Origin of the sequence: Maritalea mobilis, from assembly GCF_019800885.1 — a bacterium.
Classification (GTDB): Bacteria; Pseudomonadota; Alphaproteobacteria; order Rhodobacterales; family Rhodobacteraceae; genus Roseibacterium; species Roseibacterium beibuensis.
This window is the reverse complement of sequence record NZ_JAHVKE010000001.1, coordinates 1,058,876-1,073,007: the sequence shown is the minus strand read 5'-3', so window position 1 is coordinate 1,073,007 and position 14,132 is coordinate 1,058,876. Positions and strand designations below refer to the sequence as shown.

Sequence of the window (14,132 nt, the reverse complement as noted above, 5' to 3'; positions counted from 1 at the left end):
CCAAGCTCGCGCGGCAAGGGCGAAAGGGGCAGGCGCATGGGCATCGCTGATTTCAAGGCCAGGGTCCGGTCGGGCACGCCGCTGGCGGGCACCTTCATGAAGACGCCTTCCATCGACGTGCTGGAGGTTCTGATCCTCGCCGGGCTCGATTTCGTCTGCCTCGATGCCGAACACGCCCCGTTCGAGCGCGCGGCGATGAATGCCTGCGCCGCCCTGGCGCGCTCCGCCGATTTCCCGCTTTTGGTGCGCGTGCCGTCCAGCAGCGCCGAGCGGATCGGCATGGTGCTCGATCTCGGGGCCGTGGGCGTCGTCGTGCCCCATGTGACCGATGCCGAGACCGCCGCCCGCGTCGCGAGGCAATCGCGCTTTGGCCCCGGCGGGCGCGGTTTCGCCGGGTCCACGCGTTGGGCGGGGTTCGCCACGCGCCCCATGCCTGAGCTTCTGGCGCAATCGCGCGAGGAAACGGTGGTCATCGCCCAGATCGAAGACCCCGAAGCGGTCGACGCGGTCGAGGGGATCGCGGCCACACCGGGGATCGACGCGCTGTTCCTGGGGCCGGCGGACCTGTCCGTGGGCTATGGCAAGGACAGTCAGGAGAGCCCGGAACTGACTGCCGCACTGGCCCGCGTGGGGGCGGCGGCCAGGGCCAACGGGCTGGGCTACGCGACCTTCGTGCCGAACGCCGCCGCGGCCGGGACGCTGGCCGAAACGCATGGGCTGGGCATGTTCTTCATCGCCTCGGAACAGGCCTGGATGCTGCAAGGCGCGCGCGCTGCCGTCGCGGGCATCCGCGAGTTTACCTGAGCGATCCAGCCGCCGGTCGGTGGCGATCAAGGCAAACCTGCCGCAATTGCGCCTTGAAATGACCCAGAAAACACCCCGCTGCTGCGCGGGTTCGATCTCGATTTCACCTGGTCAAGCCGCGATGTTCGCGAAGTCGACCGGGGCCAAAACCCGCGCGACAGAGGCAGAAACACCATCCGGTTGGCACGAACCGGCCCTAGAAAAGGGACAGTCATGACCATCAAGCGCATCCTTCCCGCCGTCACGCTCGGCGCCGCAATGATCCTGTCGGGGTGCGTGACGACGCCCGCCGTGAACGTTTCGTCCCGGAACGCCGGCCTTGACCTTGGCCCGGTGATCGACGTTTCGACGCAGAACTGGGATTTTGCCCGCCTCGTGGTGTTGGTTCCCGAAAGCCTTGAGGGCTCGGAAGCCAACACGATCAAGCCGCGCGCCGATATCGTCTGGCGCGAGGACCCGGTCGGCGACCGCCACGCCCAGGTGCAGGCGGTGCTGCAAGCGGCGCTCGAGCCGGCCCTGGCCCCCATGCAGGGCGCGACGCCGGTCACGGTCCAGATCGAGGTCACGCGCTTTCACGCCCTGACCGAGCGCGCCCGCTACACCATCGGCGGCGAGCACGAGATCGAGTTCACGGTCACCGTCGCCCATGCCGAAACGGGCCAGATCCTGTCCGGCCCGCGCGAGGTGGACCTGACCTTCCGCGCCTATGGCGGCCAGCAGGCCGTCGATGCCGAGGCCCAGGGCATCACGCAGCGCGTGCGCATCACGCAGCGCCTGCAGCAATGGGTCCATACCGAGTTTCCGCAGACCCTTGTGGGCGCGCTCGGCAGCTAACCCTTTCGCAAATTCCGAACCCGGTTTAAGGGGGGCGCATGACAGCGTCCCCCTTTCCCGTTCTGCGCCTGAAACCCAAGGCCGATGCCCGCCGCATCCGCCATGGCCACCCCTGGGCCTGGTCCGACGACCTCGTGCTTGACCGGCGGTCGCGCAAGATCGCGCCCGGCGCCCTGGCGATCCTCGAAGATGCCGAGCGTCAGCCGCTTGGCGTGGGCATCGCGACGGTCGAGGCCCGCATCGGTCTGCGGCTTCTGGATCGCGACGCGTCGGCGAAGATCGATGCGGACTGGCTGCGCGCGCGGCTGTCGGCGGCGCTGGAGCTTCGGACGCGGATCCATGATCAGCCCTTCTACCGCCTCGTCCATGCCGAGGGGGACGGGCTGCCCGGCCTGATCGTCGACCGCTTCGGCGACACGCTGGTGATGCAGCCCAACGCGCTCTGGCTGGAGGAGCGTCTCGACACCCTGACCGCGCTGCTGTCCGAACTGACCGGGGCGCAGACGATCCTCAAGAACGGCACCTCGCGCGCCCGCGCGGCCGAGGGGTTGCCCGAGGAGATGGCGGTTCTGACCGGTGACGCGCCTGATGGCCCGATCCCGGTGCCGATGACCGGGGCCACCTATGCCGCCGACGTGATGGGCGGGCAGAAGACCGGCCTGTTCTACGACCAGCGCCCGAACCACGGCTTTGCCGCCGGGATGGCGCAGGGCGCGCGGGTGCTCGACGTGTTCTCGCATGTGGGCGGCTTTGCGCTGGCCTGCCTTGCCCATGGCGCGCAGAGCGCACTGTCGGTTGATGCCTCCGAGGCCGCGCTGGCGCTGGCGGGGCAGGGGGCGGAACTGTCGGGCGTGGCGGATCGGTTTTCCACCCGTTCAGGCGATGCCTTCGACGTGATGACCGCGTTGCAGGGCGAGGGCGCGCAGTTCGACCTCGTCATCTGCGATCCGCCCGCCTTTGCGCCGTCGAAGCAGGCGTTGCAACAGGGCTTGCGCGCCTATGAGCGGGTAGCGCGTCTTGCCGCTGATCTGGTTGCGCCGGGGGGCACGCTGATCCTGTGTTCCTGTTCGCACGCCGCGGACCTCTCGAAATTCCGCATGGCCTGCCTGCGCGGGATCGGGCGGGCGGGGCGCGACCCGCGCCTGATCTACACGGGCTTTGCGGGGCCGGATCATCCGCAGCATCCCAGCCTGACCGAGACGGGCTACCTCAAGGCGCTCGCGTTCCGGCTGATGCCATGAGCGCGCCGCGCTACGTGCTGGATGCCTGCGTGCTCTATCCCACCGTGCTGCGCGAGATCCTTCTGGGCTGCGCGGCGGGGGGACTGTTCGCGCCACTCTGGTCGCCACGCCTGCTGGAGGAATGGGCGCGCACGGCGCTGAAACAGGGCGGGCCGTCGGACGAGTTGCTGGCGCGCGGCGAGATCGCGCGGCTGCGCGCGGCCTTTCCCGAGGCCGAGATCCGCCATGAGGCCGAGGAAGAGGCGCCGCTCTGGCTGCCCGATCCGGGCGATATCCACGTGCTGGCCACGGCGCGCGCGGGCGGGGCGCAGGCCATCGTCACGCTGAACATGCGCGATTTCCCGTCGCGGGAACTGGCCGGGTTCGACCTGATCGCGCTGCATCCCGACACGCTGCTCTTGAACGCGCTGGAAAGCGACGCTGGGACGGTCCGCGCCGCCGTCACCGCGACCCATGCCGAGGCCGAACGCCTGGCCGGCGAAGACCTGCCCCTGCGCGCACTGTTGAAACGGGCCCGGCTGCCGCGCCTCGCCAAGGCAATGGCACGGACCTGATCCCCATCTTTATCCCTGAAATATGCCGGGGGTTTGGGGGCAGCGCCCCCAAGTCACTCGCTCGGCAATTCGCGGCGCCAGCGGGCCTCCATCGCCTCGATGGCCGCGATCCGGTCCTCGGTCTTGGGGTGGCTCATCAGCCAGGCCGGTGTGCCGCGCCCGGCCATGCCGGTCAGGTGTTCCAGCTTTTCGAATAGCGATTTCTGCGGCGTTGTGCCGATCCCGGCCTTGGTCAGCAGCGCCGAGGCATAGGCGTCGGCCTCGTATTCGTCCTGCCGGCTGAGCCGTGCGGCCAGAAGCGAGGCGAGGGTATTGGCCAGCCACACGCCAACGCCGGGGATCAGCCGGCCCAGGATTCCCGCCAGCACCACGCGCACGGCGTTCTGGCCGGAAAAATCGATCATCCGCCGCCGCGAATGGCCAAGGGCGACATGCCCCATCTCGTGTGCGATCACACTGGCCAGCTCCTCGGCGCTGACCTCTCCGCTGCGGTAGCGGTCGTAGAATCCGCGCGTCAGGAAGATCCGCCCGTCGGGTGCTGCGAGGCCGTTCACGACCGGCACCTCGTAGATATGCACCGGGATGCGCTCCAGCCCCAGCGCCTCGGCCATGCGGTCGGTCAGGCGCTTGAGCGTCGCATCGGCCAGTTCGGTCGATTTCGCATCCAGCTCCTTGCGGGTGCGCCAGGCCGAGAACTGGTACATCGCAAGCGCATAAAGGATGGCGAGAAGGATGGGCGTGAATTTCAACATGCCCCAGATATGGGGCGCGGCGCGGGACCCGGCAATGGGCGCATGCGCGCAGGTGGGGGTGGCTTCAGGATTTGCGGCGTTCCTGAAGGCGGACGAGGGCCTCTTTCGCCCGCCGCCCGGCTTCGCCACGGGGGATCAAGGGCCGTTGACGCAGCGCGGCGCGCAGCCAGAGCGCGCAAAGCCCCAGCGCCACAAGGGCGGCCAGAAGGCCCGTCACGTCGCCCAGAAGCTCCCCAAGGACCACGATATTGTCGGCAAAGACCGCGCCGAGGCCGACATAGACGGTGACCCAGACGAGTTCCCCGGCCACGCCCGCGCGGGTGAAGCGGATCCAGCGCAGCCCGGCCGCCCCGGCGGCGAAATTCACGTAAGGGCCAAGCGGCGAGACCAGCCAGCGGCTGAAGAACACGGCCCACCCGCCATTGTCGATGATCTGGCGCCGGGCCTTTTCCATCAGTTGCGCGCGGCGGGGCGAGCGGCTGGCGCTGGCCGCGTAGCGCCCGCCCGCGCGGCCGATGTAATAGCCCAACTGGTCGCCGAGGATCGCGCCGGTCAGCGCCGCCGCCGCGGCCTGCCACAGGACAAGGTCGCCCGAGACGGCGAACCCGCCCGCCGACAGCATCAGCAGTGAACTGGGCACGGGCAGGGCGAGACAGGACAGGAAGGTGCCCACCCCCAGCACGACCAGCCCGTAAACCGGGACAAGGGCGAGGATGTCCTCGGTCATTCGCCGCGCCTCGGACGTCCGGCGCCCGTGCCCGTCCCTGTGGCCGCAAGGGCAGCCTCGATCTCGGCGATGACCTGCTCAAGCGGAACGCCCCGCGCCTCGGCGATCTGGTTCAGCGTCGGGCGCGCGGTGGGAAACTCGGGGTGCGCCAGGCCGATCGCGTCGCGCAAGATATCGCCCTCGACCTGGTAGGAGCGGGCGATATAGCCCGGCGTCATCCAGCCTTCGAGCGGCTGGTTCCGATGCGCGGGATCGGCCCAGTAAAGCGTGTGAAGTACGAGGCGCACGAGGAAGAAGATCGCCACGGCCAGCGCAAGGGCGAAGGCGACCAGGGCCGGGCGGTGATGCGCCCAAAGGTAGGACAGGGCGCGGGGGCGTTCGGCCCTCACCGGCCCAGTTCCCGCATGCCGCGGTCGATGCCTTCCAGCGTCATCGGCACCATGCGTCCTTCGAAGATCTGGTCGATCATGCCGATGGATTGCGTGTATTTCCAATGCCTCTCGGGCACCGGGTTGATCCACATGTGATCGGGCCATTGCGCCCGCGCGCGGTGCAGCCAGACCTGCCCCGGTTCCTCGTTCCAATGCTCATTCGCGCCGCCGGCAAAGGCGATCTCGTAGGGCGACATGGAGGCATCGCCTACGAAGATGCATTTGTAGTCGGAGCCGTAGGTGTTCATCACCTCATGCGTCGGGATCTGCTCGTTCCAGCGGCGGCGATTGTCGCGCCAGACCGACTCGTACAGGCAATTGTGGAAATAGTAGTATTCGAGGTGCTTGAACTCTGCCCGGGCGGCGCTGAACAGTTCCTCGACCACGCGAATATGGTCGTCCATCGAGCCGCCCACGTCGAGAAAGAGGATCACCTTCACGGCGTTGCGCCGCTCGGGGCGGGTCTTGACGTCGAGATAGCCGTGTTCGGCGGTGGCGCGGATCGTGCCGTCGAGGTCCAGTTCCTCGGCCGCGCCGTCGCGCGCCCATTGGCGCAGGCGCTTGAGCGCCACCTTGATGTTGCGGGTGCCCAGTTCCACGTCGCCATCGAGGTTCTTGAACTCGCGCTTGTCCCAGACCTTGACCGCGCGGCGGTGGCGGCTTTCGTGCTGGCCGATGCGCACGCCCTCGGGGTTGTAGCCATAGGCGCCGAAGGGCGAGGTGCCGGCGGTGCCGATCCACTTGTTGCCGCCCTGATGGCGGCCTTCCTGGTCCTTGAGCCGTTCGCGCAGGGTTTCCATCAGCTTGTCGAAGCCGCCAAGCGCCTCGATCTCGGCGCGTTCTTCCGCGGTCAGGTGCTTTTCGGCGAGCTTTTCCAGCCATTCTCGGGGGATCTCGGTCGCTTCCAGCACATCCTCGGCGGTGATCTGCTCCAACCCGCCGAAGGTATGGGCAAAGGCCTGGTCGAAGCGGTCGAGGTGGCGTTCGTCCTTCACCATCGCGGCGCGGGCGAGGTAATAGAACCCGTCCACGTCATAGGTGACGAGGCCCTTCGACATGCCTTCGAGAAAGGCGAGGTACTCGCGCAAGCTGACCGGGATGCGCGCCGCGCGCAGGGTTTCGAAGAAGGGCAGGAACATGCCCCCTATCTAGGAGCAGCGTGGCCCGGTCCGCAACCGTTCAGGGCGCGGGCATCAGCAGCATGGCGAAGGTGCCCAGCATAAACCCGATGATCGCAAGGACAGCCGTGTATTGCGCGATGTCCAGTCGGCTGCCGTTGCGCCGCCATGCCAGAAAAGCGCCAAGCGCCGCGCCCAGAAGGGCGCCGATCAGGTTCAGCATCTGATAGGTCCTCGTCTCGCCTGCCTCAGCCGCCGGGTGACAGGGCGGCCACCTCGGTCAGCCGCGCGCCCACCGCCGCGCTGGCGCCGAAGCCATAGCGGCCCCAGGCCAGACTGTCGAGGCGCACGGCCCGCGCTTCGGAGGCGCGCCCGACATCTTCCAGCGCCTCGGCCCGGATCATCAGCAGCGTCGAGAGAAGCGCCGCGTTCTGCGCGCGCGTGGCCGCCGGCATCGCGGCATTGGTCAGGCGCAGCGCCTCGTCCGCGCGGCCCGAGGAAAGCGCGAAGGCGGCCAGCTGCATGTCCACATGGGCGGTCTGGATGCCGTTCGGCGCGATCCGGTCGTAGATCCCCGCCGCGCGCTGGAAGGCCGCGACCGAGGTTTCCACGTCGCTGGACAGCGTCAGGCGGCCAAGGGCGAAATGCGAAAAGGCCAGCCGCCCGTCGTTCCATCCCGCGTTGCGGGCAATGGTCACGGCGTTCTGGGCGGCGGCGATGCGCGCGCGGTCCGAACTGCCCGGCCCAAGCGCGGTTTCGATGGCCTCGATCCAGCTGCGGGGCGTGGGGCTGATGCGGCCGCCCGCGCTGTGGTTCCCGCGCGGGTTCAGGCGCGACAGGATCTCAGGCAGGGCGGCGGCCACCTCGGCGCGTGTCATGCCGGAGCGCAGCGATTCGTCGTAGTAGGCGCGCAGGATCAGCATGTCGAAGCCGGTCAGCACGGCGTTGAAATTGTCGTCGTTGAAGACGGAATCGGGCAGGCGATAGAGGTCGTTGAGCGGCCCCAAGGCTTGCGAGACCTCTTCGTGCAGGCAGTCGCGGATTTCCTGCGGGGCCACGTCGGACGGGATGAAGACGGCCACGCGTTCGCGGGTTTGCAGCGTCGTCCAGTCCAGTGTCCCGCCGGACCGGGCGCGGCGGAACTCGCCCCAGCTGCTGACGCGGGGCACCACGAAACAGGCGGCTTGCGGCACGACGCGTTGCATGCGGTCACGCGGCAGGGTCTCGATGGTGATGCCGGCGGGCCCGTCGCCCGCGCCGATGCGGCGGATGTCGAGCCCCGCCTCGGCGCGCAGCCGCGCGATCAGCCGGTCGAGATCGGCGCCAAGGGTCGCAGGCGCCCCGGCCGCCACTGCGACGGTGATTGGCCCTTCGAACCGGCTCAGGCGTTCGATCGGGCGGCCCGATTCCATCATGAAGGACAGGTCGAGGAAATCGCGCGCGATCTCGGCGTTCGAGCGGCTGGGCGGGTCCGTCCGCTCGGGGCCGAAGCGGTTCATCGGCGGCATGTCCTGCGGCAGGGCCGCGTCATGGCGTGCCGAGACCTCGGTGTAGCTGACCGTTGACGGGGTGCAGCCCGCAAGCGTCACGGCCGAGAGGCAGGCGATGCCGGCAAGGGTCCGGGTCAGGCGCTTGGGGCAGGGGGGCATGGTCACCTCAACTCCGGCTGTATTTCATGAAATCGGTGGCGACACCGATCCGGTCGTAAAGGCGACGCGCGGTGGCGTTGCCCGTTTGCGTCGTCCAGTAGACCGAGGGCCGATCATGGGCATCGGCATCGGCATAGACCGTCTCGATCAGCTTGCGGCCCACGCCCGTGCCGCGCGCCTCGGGCCGGGCGTAGAGGTCTTGCAGATAGGTGATCGGCGCCACCTGCCAGCCATGGGCATGGACGATCACATGCACCAGCCCCACGGCGCGCCCGCCATCCCAGGCCAGCCACGCCTTCATGTCCTCGCGCGCGGGATCGGTGTAGCGCCCGAAGGACGTGTCATAGACCGCCTGATCTCGCTCGGTGCCGTAAAAGGCCAGGTATTCCCGCCATAGCGGGGCCCATGCCTCCCGGTCGCCCGGTTCGAGGGGGCGGATCTGGATGGAGTTCGTCACTCTGCCTGCCTTGCGCGTCTGCCCGTTTATCCACGAGCCTTGGGGGTGATTATGGCAGGAATCGGGATGGGAACCAGCCGCTTTGCGATCGCGTCGGCGGTGTGTTGCCGGAACGCCCTTACCTTTGCCGCCGCGCCATGAAGGCCAGCCGTTCGAACAGGGCCACGTCCTGTTCGTTCTTCAAGAGCGCCCCGTGCAGTTTCGGCAAGGCGCTGGCCCCGTCGCGGCGCAGGTCCTCGGGATCCAGATCCTCGGCCAGAAGCAGCTTGAGCCAATCCAGGACCTCCGAGGTGGACGGCTTTTTCTTCAGCCCCTGCTGCTCGCGGATTTCGTAGAACTGCGTCAGCGCGGTGCTCAGAAGCTGCTGCTTGATGCCCGGGAAATGCACCTCGACGATCTGCTTCATCACCTCCATCTCGGGGAAGCGGATGTAATGGAAGAAACAGCGCCGCAAGAAGGCGTCGGGCAGTTCCTTTTCATTGTTCGAGGTGATGATGACGATGGGGCGCGTGACGGCGCGGATCGTCTCGCCGGTTTCGTAGACGAAGAATTCCATCCGGTCGAGTTCCTGCAACAGGTCGTTCGGAAACTCGATATCGGCCTTGTCGATCTCGTCGATCAGCAGAACGGATTTGCCCTCGGATTCGAAGGCCTCCCAGAGCTTGCCCTTCTTGATGTAGTTCTTCACGTCATGGACGCGTTCGTCGCCCAACTGGCTGTCGCGCAGGCGGCTGACGGCGTCGTACTCGTAAAGGCCCTGCTGCGCGCGCGTCGTCGACTTGATGTGCCATTCGATGATCGGCAACCCCAGCGAGGTCGCCACCTGCCGCGCCAGTTCGGTTTTCCCCGTGCCCGGCTCGCCCTTGACCAGCAGGGGCCGTTCCAACGTGACGGCGGCGTTGACCGCCACGGTCAGATCCTCGGTCGCAACATAGTCGGATGTGCCTTCGAACCGCATGGGTGCCCTCGTTTCCGCTCGCATTCCCTCCGACCTAGGCGGCGCGCGCGGCGAAGTCCAGCCGGGCGCGGCCCGTCGGTCCCGCGCGGGCAAGGCTGGTCCCGACTTGATACAAATCAGGGCGCGAACGCGCGGATGCGATGACATAGGTCCCGTCAAGGCGAGGGGGGCGAGGTTTCCTTTTTGTCCCGCGCGCATTAGGAGGTGACAAGCCAAGGCCGCTCGGGTAATCGGGCGGCGGGTGGCCGGAAAGGACAATATCATGTCTGATATCGAACCCGGCCCCGTCGAGGGGAGCAAGATGAAAGCCGAGATCTTTCTGCCGGAAGATTACCGTCCTGCCGAGGACGAACCGTTCATGAACGAGCGCCAGCTCGAATATTTCCGTCGCAAACTCGAATCCTGGAAGGCCGATCTGCTAGAGGAAAGCCGGTCGACCGTGGAGACGTTGCAGGACGGCACGCGCAACATTCCCGACGTGGCCGATCGCGCCTCGGAGGAAACGGACCGCGCGCTGGAACTGCGCACGCGCGACCGCCAGCGCAAGCTGATCGCCAAGATCGACTCGGCGCTGCGCCGCATCGAGGAAGGCGAGTACGGCTACTGCGAGGTCACGGGCGAGCCGATTTCGCTCAAGCGCCTCGATGCCCGTCCGATCGCCACCATGAGCCTCGAGGCGCAGGAACGTCACGAGCGCCGCGAAAAGGTGCATCGCGACGACTGACCGCGCGGTATTCGCCGGCCAGCAGGACTAAAGAACTAGGGCGTTCCGGATCCGGAGCGCCCTTTTGGTTTTTCGGGGGACAGGCATGTTGATCGGGCAAGAGATCACGGTTCTGGGGGGCGGCATCGGCGGGCTGGCGGTATCGCTGGCGCTGGCGCGGCACGGGGCGCAGGTCACCGTGCTGGAACAGGCGCCTGCGATCACCGAGGTCGGCGCCGGCATCCAGATCAGCCCCAATGGCTGGGTCGTTCTGAAAGCGCTCGGCGTGGCCGAGGCGGTGGCCGAGCAGGCGCCGCGCTCGCGCGCCGTGCGGCTGCGCGATTTCCGCCGCGGGGCCGAGGTCTTCTCCATGGCTCTGAACGATCCCGCCAAGCCCTGGCATTTCGTCCATCGTGCCGATCTCGTCGATGTTCTGGCCGCGGCCGCGCAGGGCGCCGGGGTCACCTTGCGGCTGGGCACCCGCATCACCGCCGTCACGCCCGAGGGCGAGGGCGCGCGGATCACGCTGGAGGATGGACGCGAGGAAGCCCATGGCCTGACAATCTCTGCCGACGGCCTGCATTCTCCCGCCCGCAAGGTGCTGAACCCGCGCACGCGGCCCTTCTTCACCGGTCAGGTCGCCTGGCGCGCGACCATCCCGCAGGATGGCAGCCTCGCCCCCGAGGCGCATGTGTTCATGGGGCCGGGCCGTCACCTCGTGCGCTACCCGCTCCGGCAGGGCAAGCTGGTCAACATCGTCGCCGTCGAGGAACGCGATGGCTGGGTCGCCGAGGGCTGGCATCATACCGATCACCCCGCGAACCTGCGCCGCGCCTTTTCCGATTTCTGCCCCGAGGTGAAGAACCTCCTGGCCCGCGCGGAGGAGGTGAACCTCTGGGGGCTTTTCCGTCACCCGGTTGCGGTCAACTGGTACCAGGGCGGCCTTGCGCTGCTGGGCGACGCGGCGCATCCGACGCTGCCCTTCCTTGCACAGGGTGCGAACATGGCACTCGAAGACGCCTGGACCCTCGCGCGCTGCCTCTCCGAGGAGGATCTGCCCGAGGCCGCGCTCGCCCGCTACCAGGCCCTGCGGCGCGACCGCACCGCCCGCATCGTCGAGGCCGCCACCGATAACGCGACGAACTACCACCTGCGCCCGGGTCCCTTGCGCTTCGCTGCCCATAGCGCGCTGCGGCTGGCCGCCCGCGCCGCCCCGCAAGCGGTGACCAACCGCTACGCGTGGATCCACACCCACGATGTGACGGCCTGATTCCCTCTTTATCCCGGAAAATATGCCGGGGGAGCGCGAGGGGGCATCGCCCCCTCGCACGGGTCGACCGCGCAGCGGGCGAAACCCCTCAGGACAGTGAGTAATCCGGCAGGTGGCTGAACGCCTCGCGCAGGGCCTCGCCCCAACCCGAGGAGATCGACTCGAAAAACGCGTCGTCGCGTTCGATCCGGCGCACGATCCCGGTGCGAAACGTGTCCGCCTCGTAGATATGCAGGTCCAGCGGCAACCCCACGGACAGGTTCGCCTTGATCGTCGAATCGAAGCTCAGCATCAGAAGCTTCACCGCTTCCTCGAAGCTCATGCCCGGATGATAGGCGCGCACGAGGATCGGCTTGCCGTATTTCGTCTCGCCGATCTGGAAGAACGGCGTGTCGTCGGCGGCCTCGACGAAATTGCCCTCCGGGTAGATCAGGAACAGGCGCGGCTCGCCGCCGCGGACCTGGCCTGCAAGGATCAGGGTGGCGGAAAACGGGCTGTCGGCCTGCGGTCCTTCGATGCCGGACTGGTCGCGGATCACCTCGCGCAGGGTCTCGCCCACCAGCCTGGCCACCTGGAACATCGACGGCGCCTCAAGGATCGAGGGTGCGCCGCGATCCTCGGCGGGCTTGCTGCGTTCGTTCAGAAGGCTGACCACGGCTTGCGTGGTGGCGAGATTGCCGGCCGTCATCAGCGTGATCGAGCGTTCGCCCTCGGTCTCCCAGATGAACATCTTGCGAAATACGCTGATATTGTCGATGCCCGCATTGGTGCGGGTGTCGGACATGCAGACCAGCCCACGGTCCAGCTTCAGCCCCACACAATAGGTCATTGCCCCGGCGCCTTTTCGATTGGATGCGGACGCATCGCTTTACTGCTGCTGCACCATGATGTCGATGCCCATTGCATCACCCGCGCCGCCGAAATGCATGCCCGAAACCGGGGCGGCCTCGCGGTAGTCCAGCCCGGTCGCCACGCGCACGTAACGTGCATCCGGCGAATAGCCGTTGGAGACGTCGAACCCGACCCAGCCCAGCCCCTCGACATGGGCCTCGGCCCAGGCGTGGCTGGCATCCTGGTGGATGCGGTCTTCCAACATCAGGTAGCCCGAAACATAGCGCGCCGGGTAGCCCATCGACCGCGCCGCGGCGACGAAGATATGGGCATGGTCCTGGCAGACGCCGCGTCCATGCTCGATCGCTTCCTCGGCGGTGGTCGTGGCGTGGGTGGTGCCGATCTCGTAGGGCACCTCCTCGATGATCCGGGCCGACAGCGCGTGCAGGCGCGGGATGTCCTGCTCGACCTCGTCGCGCAGCCCCTTGGCAAGGCGGCGCACGTTCGGCCCGGCCCGGGTCAGCTCGGTGGATCTCTGGAAAAACCACATCGGGGCAAAGCCGGTGTTCTTGCCCACGATCCCGTGCAGGTCGGCGGTTTCGACCTCGCCCTCGCTATGGACGACGATCGAGGTCGCGTGCGGATCGAAGGAGATCAGCGTCACCCGGTTCTGGTGGTGATCGTTGTATTCCGTCTGGATCTCGCCGCCCTCGACAGACATCTGCCAATCGACGACCGCCTGACCGGCCCGGCTCTTGGGGGTCAGGCGCAGCTGTTGCAGCCCGTAAGGCACGGGCTGGTCGAAATTGTAGGTCGTCGTATGCTTGATCTTCAGTTTCATGAGGGTCCTGGCGCGCCGCTATCCGAGGAAACGGTAATCCTGTTCGATCTGCCCGCCAAGGCGCGCGATATCGGTCAGGAAGTCGGTAAGGAATTCGTGCAGCCCGTCCTCGAAAACGCGCTCGATCGTGGCGTTGCTCAAGCGCGCGTTCAGCACGTCGATCTGGTCGTGGCTGGCGTGGCGCTGGTCGTATTGTTCGGCGAGGTAGCGCAGGTTCGTCGACATCTTCGCAACCGAGAATTTCAGCGAGCGCGGCATGCGCCCGTCGAAAATCAGGAAGTCGGCGATGCCCATCGGGTTCGACTCGCCCTGGTTCAGCCAGCGATAGGCGCGTTGCCCGGCGACCGAGCGCAAGATCGTTTCCCACTGCACGTTGTCGAGGCTGGAGCCGATCTGGTTGATCGAGGGCAGCAGCACGTAATACTTCACGTCAAGGATGCGCGCGGTGTTGTCGGCGCGTTCCAGGAAAGTGCCGAGGCGCGAGAAATCGAAGATGTCGTTCCTGAGCATCGTGCCCGCCATGGACCCGCGCACCAGTGCCGATTGCTGCCGCACCATGGCCAGAACCTCGGGCAGGTCGCGCGGACGCACGGGACGGGCCAGCGCGTCCTTCATCAGCATGTAGGTGTCGTTCACGGCCTCCCACACCTCGCGGGTGATGGCCGTCCGCACGAGGCGCGCATTCTGCCGTGCCTCCGTGATTGCCGACAGGACCGAGGACGGGTTCGACTTGTCGCGCAACATGAAGTCGATGGCCTTGGCTGCGTCCAGTTCCTCGTGGCGCTGGTAATAGAGGTTCGACGCGGCCGCGGTCTGCAGCACGCTGTGCCATTCGTCGTCGTCCCCCGCCGGCCGGGTCAGCGCGATGCGAAACCCCGCCTCGATCAGGCGCGCGGTGTTTTCAGACCGTTCGAGATAGCGGAACATCCAGAAGAGCCCGCCGGCTGTCTTGCCCAGCATGC

17 protein-coding genes are annotated in these 14,132 nt (G+C 67.3%); 6 read left to right on the top strand and 11 right to left on the bottom strand.

What is annotated here, in order from left to right:
* Positions 1-36: 36 nt before the first annotated feature.
* The 4 genes from KUV65_RS05250 (at position 37) to KUV65_RS05235 (ending at position 3,433) form a co-directional block, all read left to right on the top strand.
* Positions 37-804 carry an HpcH/HpaI aldolase family protein gene (locus KUV65_RS05250; protein ID WP_222188220.1) on the top strand — a complete coding sequence of 256 codons (768 nt, stop codon included), beginning with the start codon at positions 37-39 and terminating at the stop codon, positions 802-804.
* Between the two features lie 213 nt (positions 805-1,017).
* Complete coding sequence (locus tag KUV65_RS05245; RefSeq protein WP_222188219.1) at positions 1,018-1,638, top strand: DUF6778 family protein; 621 nt, start codon at positions 1,018-1,020, stop codon at positions 1,636-1,638.
* Positions 1,639-1,676: 38 nt separating this feature from the next.
* Positions 1,677-2,879 (top strand): RSP_2647 family RNA methyltransferase, encoded by a 1,203-nt coding sequence (locus KUV65_RS05240; protein WP_222188218.1) that lies wholly within the window; start codon positions 1,677-1,679, stop codon positions 2,877-2,879.
* On the top strand, positions 2,876-3,433 hold the full coding sequence (locus tag KUV65_RS05235) for an RSP_2648 family PIN domain-containing protein (protein ID WP_222188217.1): 558 nt from the start codon (positions 2,876-2,878) through the stop codon (positions 3,431-3,433). The genes KUV65_RS05240 and KUV65_RS05235 overlap by 4 nt, the downstream gene beginning before the upstream one ends.
* 53 nt (positions 3,434-3,486) lie before the next feature.
* Here the strand turns inward: KUV65_RS05235 and KUV65_RS05230 are convergent, their stop codons facing one another.
* The 8 genes from KUV65_RS05230 to KUV65_RS05195 form a co-directional block, all read right to left on the bottom strand.
* The gene (locus KUV65_RS05230; protein WP_222188216.1) at positions 3,487-4,185 is read right to left on the bottom strand and encodes a M48 family metallopeptidase; all 699 of its coding nucleotides are present in this window, start codon (positions 4,183-4,185) and stop codon (positions 3,487-3,489) included.
* 64 nt (positions 4,186-4,249) lie between these two features.
* Entirely contained in the window at positions 4,250-4,912 is a 663-nt protein-coding gene (locus tag KUV65_RS05225) for a DedA family protein (protein WP_222188215.1), read from the bottom strand.
* The gene (locus KUV65_RS05220; protein WP_222188214.1) at positions 4,909-5,301 is read right to left on the bottom strand and encodes a hypothetical protein; all 393 of its coding nucleotides are present in this window, start codon (positions 5,299-5,301) and stop codon (positions 4,909-4,911) included. Before KUV65_RS05220 ends, KUV65_RS05225 begins: the two co-directional genes overlap by 4 nt.
* Complete coding sequence (locus KUV65_RS05215) at positions 5,298-6,482, bottom strand: vWA domain-containing protein (RefSeq protein WP_222188213.1); 1,185 nt, start codon at positions 6,480-6,482, stop codon at positions 5,298-5,300. Before KUV65_RS05215 ends, KUV65_RS05220 begins: the two co-directional genes overlap by 4 nt.
* Before the next feature lie 40 nt (positions 6,483-6,522).
* Positions 6,523-6,684 carry a hypothetical protein gene (locus KUV65_RS05210; protein ID WP_222188212.1) on the bottom strand — a complete coding sequence of 54 codons (162 nt, stop codon included), beginning with the start codon at positions 6,682-6,684 and terminating at the stop codon, positions 6,523-6,525.
* A gap of 25 nt (positions 6,685-6,709) precedes the next feature.
* Positions 6,710-8,110: a DUF2927 domain-containing protein gene (locus KUV65_RS05205; RefSeq protein ID WP_261331676.1), complete on the bottom strand. Its 1,401-nt coding sequence runs from the start codon at positions 8,108-8,110 to the stop codon at positions 6,710-6,712.
* Positions 8,111-8,117: 7 nt separating this feature from the next.
* A complete protein-coding gene (locus KUV65_RS05200; RefSeq protein ID WP_222188208.1) occupies positions 8,118-8,567 on the bottom strand; it encodes a GNAT family N-acetyltransferase in 450 nt (149 codons plus the stop codon).
* Positions 8,568-8,685: 118 nt separating this feature from the next.
* The gene (locus KUV65_RS05195; protein WP_222188206.1) at positions 8,686-9,525 is read right to left on the bottom strand and encodes an AAA family ATPase; all 840 of its coding nucleotides are present in this window, start codon (positions 9,523-9,525) and stop codon (positions 8,686-8,688) included.
* Between the two features lie 301 nt (positions 9,526-9,826).
* Between KUV65_RS05195 and dksA the strand changes: the two genes are divergently transcribed.
* Positions 9,827-10,249: an RNA polymerase-binding protein DksA gene (gene dksA / locus KUV65_RS05190; RefSeq protein ID WP_222189618.1), complete on the top strand. Its 423-nt coding sequence runs from the start codon at positions 9,827-9,829 to the stop codon at positions 10,247-10,249.
* An 85-nt stretch (positions 10,250-10,334) separates the two neighbouring features.
* Positions 10,335-11,498, top strand: coding sequence for an FAD-dependent monooxygenase (locus tag KUV65_RS05185; RefSeq protein ID WP_222188204.1), 1,164 nt, complete (start codon positions 10,335-10,337; stop codon positions 11,496-11,498).
* Positions 11,499-11,586: 88 nt separating this feature from the next.
* Here the strand turns inward: KUV65_RS05185 and KUV65_RS05180 are convergent, their stop codons facing one another.
* Genes KUV65_RS05180 through KUV65_RS05170 form a run of 3 tightly spaced genes read right to left on the bottom strand, consistent with a single transcriptional unit; the run spans position 11,587 to position 14,130 of the window.
* On the bottom strand, positions 11,587-12,327 hold the full coding sequence (locus KUV65_RS05180) for a proteasome-type protease (protein WP_222188202.1): 741 nt from the start codon (positions 12,325-12,327) through the stop codon (positions 11,587-11,589).
* Positions 12,328-12,366: 39 nt separating this feature from the next.
* Positions 12,367-13,170 (bottom strand): transglutaminase family protein, encoded by an 804-nt coding sequence (locus tag KUV65_RS05175; RefSeq protein ID WP_222188200.1) that lies wholly within the window; start codon positions 13,168-13,170, stop codon positions 12,367-12,369.
* An 18-nt stretch (positions 13,171-13,188) separates the two neighbouring features.
* Positions 13,189-14,130, bottom strand: coding sequence for an alpha-E domain-containing protein (locus tag KUV65_RS05170; RefSeq protein ID WP_222188198.1), 942 nt, complete (start codon positions 14,128-14,130; stop codon positions 13,189-13,191).
* Positions 14,131-14,132 lie beyond the last annotated feature (2 nt).

Excerpts from the sequence above, each read along its gene's own strand:
- KUV65_RS05250 (WP_222188220.1), top strand. The coding sequence starts at position 37 with ATGGGCATCGCTGATTTCAAGGCCAGGGTCCGGTCGGGCACGCCGCTG.
- KUV65_RS05245 (WP_222188219.1), top strand. The coding sequence starts at position 1,018 with ATGACCATCAAGCGCATCCTTCCCGCCGTCACGCTCGGCGCCGCAATG.
- KUV65_RS05240 (WP_222188218.1), top strand. The coding sequence starts at position 1,677 with ATGACAGCGTCCCCCTTTCCCGTTCTGCGCCTGAAACCCAAGGCCGAT.
- KUV65_RS05235 (WP_222188217.1), top strand. The coding sequence starts at position 2,876 with ATGAGCGCGCCGCGCTACGTGCTGGATGCCTGCGTGCTCTATCCCACC.
- KUV65_RS05230 (WP_222188216.1), bottom strand. The coding sequence starts at position 4,185 with ATGTTGAAATTCACGCCCATCCTTCTCGCCATCCTTTATGCGCTTGCG.
- KUV65_RS05225 (WP_222188215.1), bottom strand. The coding sequence starts at position 4,912 with ATGACCGAGGACATCCTCGCCCTTGTCCCGGTTTACGGGCTGGTCGTG.
- KUV65_RS05215 (WP_222188213.1), bottom strand. The coding sequence starts at position 6,482 with ATGTTCCTGCCCTTCTTCGAAACCCTGCGCGCGGCGCGCATCCCGGTC.
- KUV65_RS05210 (WP_222188212.1), bottom strand. The coding sequence starts at position 6,684 with ATGCTGAACCTGATCGGCGCCCTTCTGGGCGCGGCGCTTGGCGCTTTT.
- KUV65_RS05205 (WP_261331676.1), bottom strand. The coding sequence starts at position 8,110 with ATGCCCCCCTGCCCCAAGCGCCTGACCCGGACCCTTGCCGGCATCGCC.
- KUV65_RS05195 (WP_222188206.1), bottom strand. The coding sequence starts at position 9,525 with ATGCGGTTCGAAGGCACATCCGACTATGTTGCGACCGAGGATCTGACC.
- dksA (WP_222189618.1), top strand. The coding sequence starts at position 9,827 with ATGAAAGCCGAGATCTTTCTGCCGGAAGATTACCGTCCTGCCGAGGAC.
- KUV65_RS05185 (WP_222188204.1), top strand. The coding sequence starts at position 10,335 with ATGTTGATCGGGCAAGAGATCACGGTTCTGGGGGGCGGCATCGGCGGG.
- KUV65_RS05180 (WP_222188202.1), bottom strand. The coding sequence starts at position 12,327 with ATGACCTATTGTGTGGGGCTGAAGCTGGACCGTGGGCTGGTCTGCATG.
- KUV65_RS05175 (WP_222188200.1), bottom strand. The coding sequence starts at position 13,170 with ATGAAACTGAAGATCAAGCATACGACGACCTACAATTTCGACCAGCCC.
- KUV65_RS05170 (WP_222188198.1), bottom strand. The coding sequence starts at position 14,130 with ATGCTGGGCAAGACAGCCGGCGGGCTCTTCTGGATGTTCCGCTATCTC.